Genomic DNA, 6846 nt, shown 5'->3' on the forward strand with positions numbered 1-6846 from the left:
GCAGCGACGAGGTCCGCTGGGACCCGCGCGCCGCCGACGCGGGCGATCCGACCCTGGACGGCATCGACGCCTGCGTGCACCTGGCCGGCGTCCCGGTCGGCGGGCACCGCTGGACGCGGCGCTACAAGACGGAGATCCGCGCCAGCCGGGTACTCGCCACCCGCGCTCTGGCGACCGCGCTGGCCGCGGCGCAGCCGCTGCCGAAAGTCCTCGTCGCCGCCTCAGCGATCGGCTGGTACGGCGACACCGGCGGACAGGAGGTCACCGAAGACGCCCCAGCGGGGAAGGGCTTCCTGTCCCGCGTCGTGCACGACTGGGAGGCCGCCGCCGAGCCCGCGCGCCAGGCCGGCATCCGGGTCGCGCATGCCCGCAGCGGCCTGGTGCTCGGCACCGACGGCGGGGTGCTGGCCCGGCTGGCGGGGCCGGCCAGGTTCGGGCTGCTGCCCAGGTTCGGCGGCGGGCACCAGGTGATGAGCTGGATCTCGCTGACCGACGAAATCCGCGCGATCCGCTTCCTGCTCGACCCGGACGCCACCGACCGCAGCGGTCCCTACAACCTGACCGCCCCGAATCCGGTGACGGACGCTGAGCTGACCGCGGCGTTGCACGCGGCCCTCAAGCGCCCCGACTTCCGCTGGCTGCGGGTCCCGGAAAGCGCGCTCCGCCTCGGGCTCGGCGAGATGTCGTCGGAGCTGCTGAACAACGCTCGCGTGCTGCCCAGGCGGCTGCTCGCGGCGGGCTTCCAGTTCGAGTACCCGACGATCGCCGCCGCGCTAGCGGCCGAGCTGGGCTCCGGCCAGCCGCTCGTGCGGGCTACTGACCGTGGCCTTCCGGCTGCATGATGATCTCGAAGTCCGCGTGACTGAACGGCACCTTGCCGACCTTCCACTCCTCCGCCAGCGCCGGGTCCGTGACCTCCTCGAAGTCGGCGACCAGCGACTTCTTCACCGCGAACACCGTGTCGGACTCGATGTACTTGCTGCCGGCCACGAACATGTGCGTGGTCAGCGGCCGGTGCCCTGGCGCGTTGACGATGAAGTGGATGTGCGCGGGCCGGAAGGCGTGCCGTCCTGTCGCGATCAGCAGCTCGCCGACCGGGCCGTCGGTCGGGATCGGGTAGTAGCTCGGCACGACCGTGCGGAACCAGAACTCGCCGTTGGCGTCGGCGGTGAACAGCCCGCGGCCGTTCGCGCGCGGCTGCACGTCCGGCTGCTGCACGTCGTAAAATCCCTGGTCGTTGGCCTGCCACACGTCGATAGTGGCGCCGGGGATCCGGCTGCCGTCCACCGAGACCACGCGGCCCGTGATCACGCACGGGGTGCCGGTGCCCACCAGGTCGATGTTGTCGCCGAGCGAGCGCACCGGCGACTCCACCACGTGGAACGGCCCGAGCACCGTCGACTCGGTCGCGACGCCGAACTTCCTGTTGCTGATCGTCTCGGTCAGCATCGACATCCCGAGCACGTCCGAGAGCAGGATGAACTCCTGGCGCTCGTCGTCGCACCGCTGTCCGACGCGGGTCAGGAACTGGATCGCGTACTCCCACTCGGGAATGGTCAGCTCCACCTCGCGCGCGAACGCGTGCAGGTGCCGCACCAGGCTGGTCAGGATCTCGCGCAGCCGTGGATCGGTGTCCGGGCCGAAGCTCTCGATGACGGCGTCTGCCGCGGTCTCCTCGGTGAAATCGGTAGCCATGGCGACAGGCTAGCCGGGCGGCGCGGGAGGCGGGTAGTCCCCTTAGCGCGGTTTGGCCGCCCGGTCCCCGACCAGGGCCGTTCGCCACAGGGACGGGGGTGGCTCGCCGGCCGCCGATCCGCTCACGGCCACGAGCGCGGACAGCCGGATCAGCCGCCGGGCCGCGGCGAACATCAGGAACGCGATCGGCAGCTCGACCACCAGCGCGGACGCGATGCTCACCCACTGCCCGCTGGTGCCGAGGTCGAGCATCACGTCGAACCAGGCGTCGCAGCACAGCAGCGTCCCGGTGACGAGCAGGCAGGCGATGACGATCTGGCGGCCCCGCCAGAACGCCCAGCCGGTCGCCGCGAAGCCGAACAGCAGCACGACGTCGAAGCCGACCCAGGCCAGCCGCCAGTAGTGCGCGTGGAAGGACCTGTGCAGCGTGAACAGCAGCACGATGATCCAGCCGACAAGCACGGTGCAGGCGACGATCGAGAACAGCGCGCCGAGCTTGCGGCCCCTGGCCAGCGTGACCTCGAGTAGCGGGTCCGGGTAGTCGATGACGGCCAGCGAGCGGGCCAGCTGACGTCGCTGCGCCGCGCTCAGCTCGCGTAGATCAGCCTCATTGATCACTTTTGGGTTGTTCCCAGCTGACGCGCCGGTCTCACATGCGACGTAATCTCGATTATGTGACCGACGAACTCGTGTACGCGCATGCCGGCTTCGGCGGCCGCGCGGTGGACTACGTGGCCGGTTGGGACCTGCAACGGGCGGTGCACGCCCGGCGGGTCCAGGACGTGCTCCCGGACTGCTGCCTGCTGCTCGAGCACCAGCCGGTATACACGGCGGGCAAACGGACCGCCGCGGGCGACCGGCCGTTCGGCGACCCCGGCGCGCCGGTGATCGACGTCGACAGGGGCGGCAAGATCACCTGGCACGGGCCCGGCCAGCTGACCGCCTACCCGATCATCAAGCTGCGCCAGCCGGTCGACGTGGTGGCCTACGTCCGGGCGCTTGAGGAGGCGATGATCGGGGTCTGCGCCGAGTTCGGGCTGAAGGCGGTCCGCGTCGAGGGGCGCAGCGGCACGTGGATCCCCGGCTCAGGGGGCGAGCCCGACCGCAAGGTCGGGGCGATCGGCGCGCGGGTGGCCCGCGGGGTCACCATGCACGGGCTGGCGTTGAACTGCGACTGCGACCTGTCCTGGTACGACCGGATCGTGCCGTGCGGCATCCGGGACGCGGGCACCACCTCGCTGACCGCGGAGACCGGCATCCGGGTCTCGGTGGCGGACGTCACACCGCTGCTCGAGCGGCACCTGGCCGCGGCGCTCGGCTACCGCACCTGGCGGCGCATGCACACGGTCGAGCCGCTCCTCGCGGCGGTTCCCGAGTCCGCGACCGCATAGGCTGGAGACGTGGTGAGCACCTCGGAACTGGCCCCGGAAGGACGGCGGCTGCTGCGCCTCGAGGCGCGCAACAGCGAGACCCCGATCGAGCGGAAGCCGCCGTGGATCAAGACCCGGGTGCGGACCGGGCCGCAGTACACGGAGCTGCAGAACCTGGTCAAGGCGGAGGGCCTGCACACGGTGTGCCAGGAGGCCGGCTGCCCGAACATCTTCGAGTGCTGGGAAGACCGCGAGGCAACCTTCCTCATCGGCGGCGACCAGTGCACCCGGCGCTGCGACTTCTGCCAGATCGACACCGGCAAGCCGCTGCCGCTGGACAGGGACGAGCCGCGGCGCGTCGCTGAGTCGGTGGCCGCGATGGGGCTGCGGTACGCCACGGTCACCGGGGTGGCCCGCGACGACCTGCCCGACGGCGCCGCCTGGCTGTACGCGCAGACCGCGCGGGAGATCCACGCGGCGGTGCCCGGCTGCGGGGTCGAGCTGCTCGTGCCGGACTTCAACGCCGAGCCCGCTCAGCTCGCCGAGGTGTTCAGCGCTGCGCCTGAGGTGTTCGCGCACAACCTGGAGACGGTGCCGCGGATCTTCCGCCGCATCCGGCCGGGCTTCAGGTACGAGCGGTCGCTGGCGGTGCTGCGGTCGGCGCACGAGGCCGGGCTGGTCACGAAGTCGAACCTGATCCTCGGGCTCGGGGAGACCCGCGGGGAAATCGCGCCCGCCATGGCCGACCTGCGGTCGGCGGGCTGTGACCTGCTGACGATCACCCAGTACCTGCGGCCGTCGCTGCGGCACCACCCGGTGGAGCGGTGGGTGAAACCCGAGGAGTTCGTTGAGCTGCGCGAGGAAGCCCTCGCGATGGGCTTCGCCGGCGTCATGTCCGGTCCGCTGGTCCGCTCTTCCTACCGTGCGGGACGGTTGTACGCGCAGGCGATCGAGCAGCGCGCGACGGCGTTACCCGCGCCAGGGAGCCGGCGGGGCGGACCCGGAGTAAGCGGCATACGTTCGGGATAATTAGTGTTTACTGCCAGCGGCCAGAGAAACCGTATGCTCTGGGTGTTGGTGCGCGCGAATGAAGGAAGGCTGAGCCGGTGGTCGACAAGTACGGCGCTGAGGACTTGCAGAATGCCGGGCGGCTGAAGCAGATACGCATGGTCGCTGGCCTGGTCAACCAGCAGAATCGCAAGGCGATGCCGATCATCATCGGCAGCGCGGTAGGCATCATCGTCGTGGCGGTGCTGGTCGGGCTGTTCACCGGGCTCGCCGCCTTCCTGATCCCGCTGGGCGTGCTGCTCGGCCTGCTGGCGGCGACGATCTTGTTCGGGCGGTTCGCGCAGCGCGCGCAGTTCGCCATGATCGAGGGCCAGCCGGGGGCCTCCGCGGCGGTGCTGCAGGGCATGCGCGGCAACTGGACGGTCACCCCGGCGGTCACCGCCAACAGGAACCTGGACGTGGTGCACCGCGCGGTCGGCCGGGCCGGCGTCGTGCTGGTCGGCGAGGGCGCGCCGTCGCGGCTGGCCGGGCTGATGGCGGCCGAGAAGAAGAAGACCGCGCGCGTCGCGCACGACGTGCCGATCTTCGAGTTCCAGGTCGGCAACGAAGAAGGCCAGATCCCGGTCAACAAGCTGCAGCGGAAGATCATGCGGCTGCCGCGCAACCTGCGCCCGGCCGCGGTCAGCGACCTCAACTACCGGCTGAAGGCGCTCCAGCCGAGCATGCAGATGCCGAAGGGCCCGCTGCCGAAGGGCGCCCGCCAGCCGAAGATGCCGCGGCCGAAGGTCCGCTAACCGCGGGCCTACATCCTGACGACGATCGTGTCGGTCGCGCGGTCGTGCAGGCCGCGCAGGTCGCGGTCGGACAGCAGCGGCGGCACGACGAAGAACAGCAGCACCGTGCGCAGCAGCGCCCAGCCGAAGCCGGGGCGGCTGCCGTTGGTCCTGATGACCCGGATGCCGAGCAGGCGCTTGCCGACGGTGATCCCGCTGATCGCGGTGAGCAGCCAGACCTCGAGGCCGAACACGAGCAGCGTCCAGTACATCGTGCTGAAGTAGTGCGCGTCTTGCGTGCCGCTGAAGATCGAGTGCCGCGTGACGGCCGCGACGATCAACTCGACGAGCACCCAGTCGACGACGAGCGCCGCCAGCCGCCTGCCCAAGGGCGCCACCGACATCGGCCCGTCCTTGGGCAAGCCGAAGCGCTTGCCTGGGTAATCAGGCGTATTATCAACCGCGACGGCATCAGGTGCGGTTGCCACGCGCGCCGCGCTCGCCCGCTGCCGGTCCGGGGTTTTTCCAGCCACAGGACTACGGTATCCGCAGCCGGCTCTCCGGCGTGCGGCCGCTCCCTGGCGACGCGGATCGCGGCAGGTCGAGCGGGGCTGCGTAGCATGCGTAACACCGGTGAAACATCGCGGATACTGCGCGGAAATTGCGGACAGCTAGCCTCCGAAGCTGGGTCCGACGAAGATACCGAGATTGTCCTAACTATGCGCGCCCTGTTCTCTGGGAGGGTTGATGTTCAGCAGTGCCGAAGAGGTCCTCAGCTTCATCGCTGAGGAAAAGGTGGAGTTCATTGACGTCAGGTTCTGCGACCTGCCGGGGCAGATGCAGCACTTCACCGTTCCGGCCGAGTCGTTCGGCGCGGACGTCTTCACCGAGGGCCGGATGTTCGACGGATCATCCATCCGCGGGTTCCAGCAGATCCACGAGTCGGACATGCTGCTGCTGCCCGACCCGGCCACCGCGGTCCTCGACCCGTTCCGTCAGCACAAGACGCTTAACCTCACGTTCTTCGTCCACGACCCGCTGACCGGCGCGCCGTACACCCGCGACCCGCGCAACATCGCGCGCAAGGCACAGGACTACCTGGTTGGCTCCGGGATCGCGGACACCTCGTACTTCGGTCCCGAGGCCGAGTTCTACATCTTCGACTCCGCCCGGTTCGCCACCGGCCCGAACGAGGGCTACTACTACCTCGACTCGATCGAGGGCGCGTGGAACACCGGCCGCGACGAGAACGGCGCCAACCTCGCGTACAAGCCCGCGTACAAGGGCGGCTATTTCCCGGTGCCCCCGATGGACCACTACACCGACCTGCGGTCGCAGATGGTCAGGAACCTCATCGCGTGCGGCATCGAGACCGAGATGCAGCACCACGAGGTGGGCACGGCGGGCCAGGCCGAGATCGACATCAAGTTCAGCCCGCTGCTGATGATGGCCGACAAGCTGATGCTGTACAAGTACATCATCAAGTCCACCGCGCGGGCGGCCGGCAAGACCGTGACGTTCATGCCGAAGCCGCTGTTCGGCGACAACGGCAACGGCATGCACTGCCACCAGTCGCTGTGGAAGGACGGCGCGCCGCTGTTCTACGACGAAGTCGGCTACGGCGGCCTGTCGGACGTCGGCCGGTGGTACGTCGGCGGCCTGCTGAAGCACGCCCCGTCGCTGCTCGCCTTCACCAACCCGACAGTGAACTCCTACCACCGCCTGGTGCCGGGCTTCGAGGCGCCGGTCAACCTCGTGTACTCGCAGCGCAACAGGTCCGCGTGCTGCCGCATCCCGATCACCGGGTCGAACCCGAAGGCGAAGCGCATCGAGTTCCGGGTGCCTGACCCGTCGTGCAACCCGTACCTCGCGTTCTCCGCGATGCTGATGGCGGGCCTGGACGGCGTCAAGAACAAGATCGAGCCGCCGGAGCCGGTGGACAAGGACCTGTACGAGCTGCCGCCGGACGAGGCCGCCTCGATCCCGCAGGTCCCCGGCTC

8 protein-coding genes are annotated in these 6846 nt (G+C 69.6%); 5 read left to right on the forward strand and 3 right to left on the reverse strand.

Translation table 11 applies throughout. The features are described 5' to 3' along the window. On the forward strand, positions 1-842 hold an 842-nt coding region (locus WA805_RS02915), incomplete at its 5' end, for a TIGR01777 family oxidoreductase (RefSeq protein WP_425241587.1). Here the strand turns inward: WA805_RS02915 and WA805_RS02920 are convergent. Then, positions 814-1695, reverse strand: coding sequence for an intradiol ring-cleavage dioxygenase (locus WA805_RS02920; RefSeq protein ID WP_422327382.1), 882 nt, complete (start codon positions 1693-1695; stop codon positions 814-816). The two genes, WA805_RS02915 and WA805_RS02920, sit on opposite strands and share 29 nt — an antisense overlap. 42 nt (positions 1696-1737) lie before the next feature. Beyond that, positions 1738-2313 (reverse strand): hypothetical protein, encoded by a 576-nt coding sequence (locus tag WA805_RS02925; RefSeq protein WP_422278873.1) that lies wholly within the window; start codon positions 2311-2313, stop codon positions 1738-1740. 35 nt (positions 2314-2348) lie between these two features. Between WA805_RS02925 and lipB the strand changes: the two genes are divergently transcribed. The 3 genes from lipB (at position 2349) to WA805_RS02940 (ending at position 4867) form a co-directional block, all read left to right on the forward strand. After that, on the forward strand, positions 2349-3086 hold the full coding sequence (lipB, locus tag WA805_RS02930) for a lipoyl(octanoyl) transferase LipB (RefSeq protein WP_422340231.1): 738 nt from the start codon (positions 2349-2351) through the stop codon (positions 3084-3086). A gap of 27 nt (positions 3087-3113) precedes the next feature. Beyond that, positions 3114-4094, forward strand: a complete 981-nt coding sequence (gene lipA, locus WA805_RS02935) for a lipoyl synthase (RefSeq protein WP_422340233.1) — start codon at positions 3114-3116, stop codon at positions 4092-4094. A 77-nt stretch (positions 4095-4171) separates the two neighbouring features. Then, on the forward strand, positions 4172-4867 hold the full coding sequence (locus WA805_RS02940; RefSeq protein WP_424559993.1) for a DUF4191 domain-containing protein: 696 nt from the start codon (positions 4172-4174) through the stop codon (positions 4865-4867). A gap of 8 nt (positions 4868-4875) precedes the next feature. On the opposite strand, the gene WA805_RS02945 is transcribed toward WA805_RS02940, so the two are convergent. Next, positions 4876-5379, reverse strand: coding sequence for an RDD family protein (locus tag WA805_RS02945; protein ID WP_422340229.1), 504 nt, complete (start codon positions 5377-5379; stop codon positions 4876-4878). A gap of 214 nt (positions 5380-5593) precedes the next feature. On the opposite strand from WA805_RS02945, the gene glnA reads away from it, so the two are divergent. Further along, positions 5594-6846, forward strand: a 1253-nt coding sequence (glnA, locus tag WA805_RS02950; RefSeq protein WP_425241588.1) for a type I glutamate--ammonia ligase, incomplete at its 3' end; no start/stop codon positions are given.

Source organism: Trebonia sp. (genome assembly GCF_049794275.1).
Classification (GTDB): domain Bacteria; phylum Actinomycetota; class Actinomycetes; order Streptosporangiales; family Streptosporangiaceae; genus Trebonia.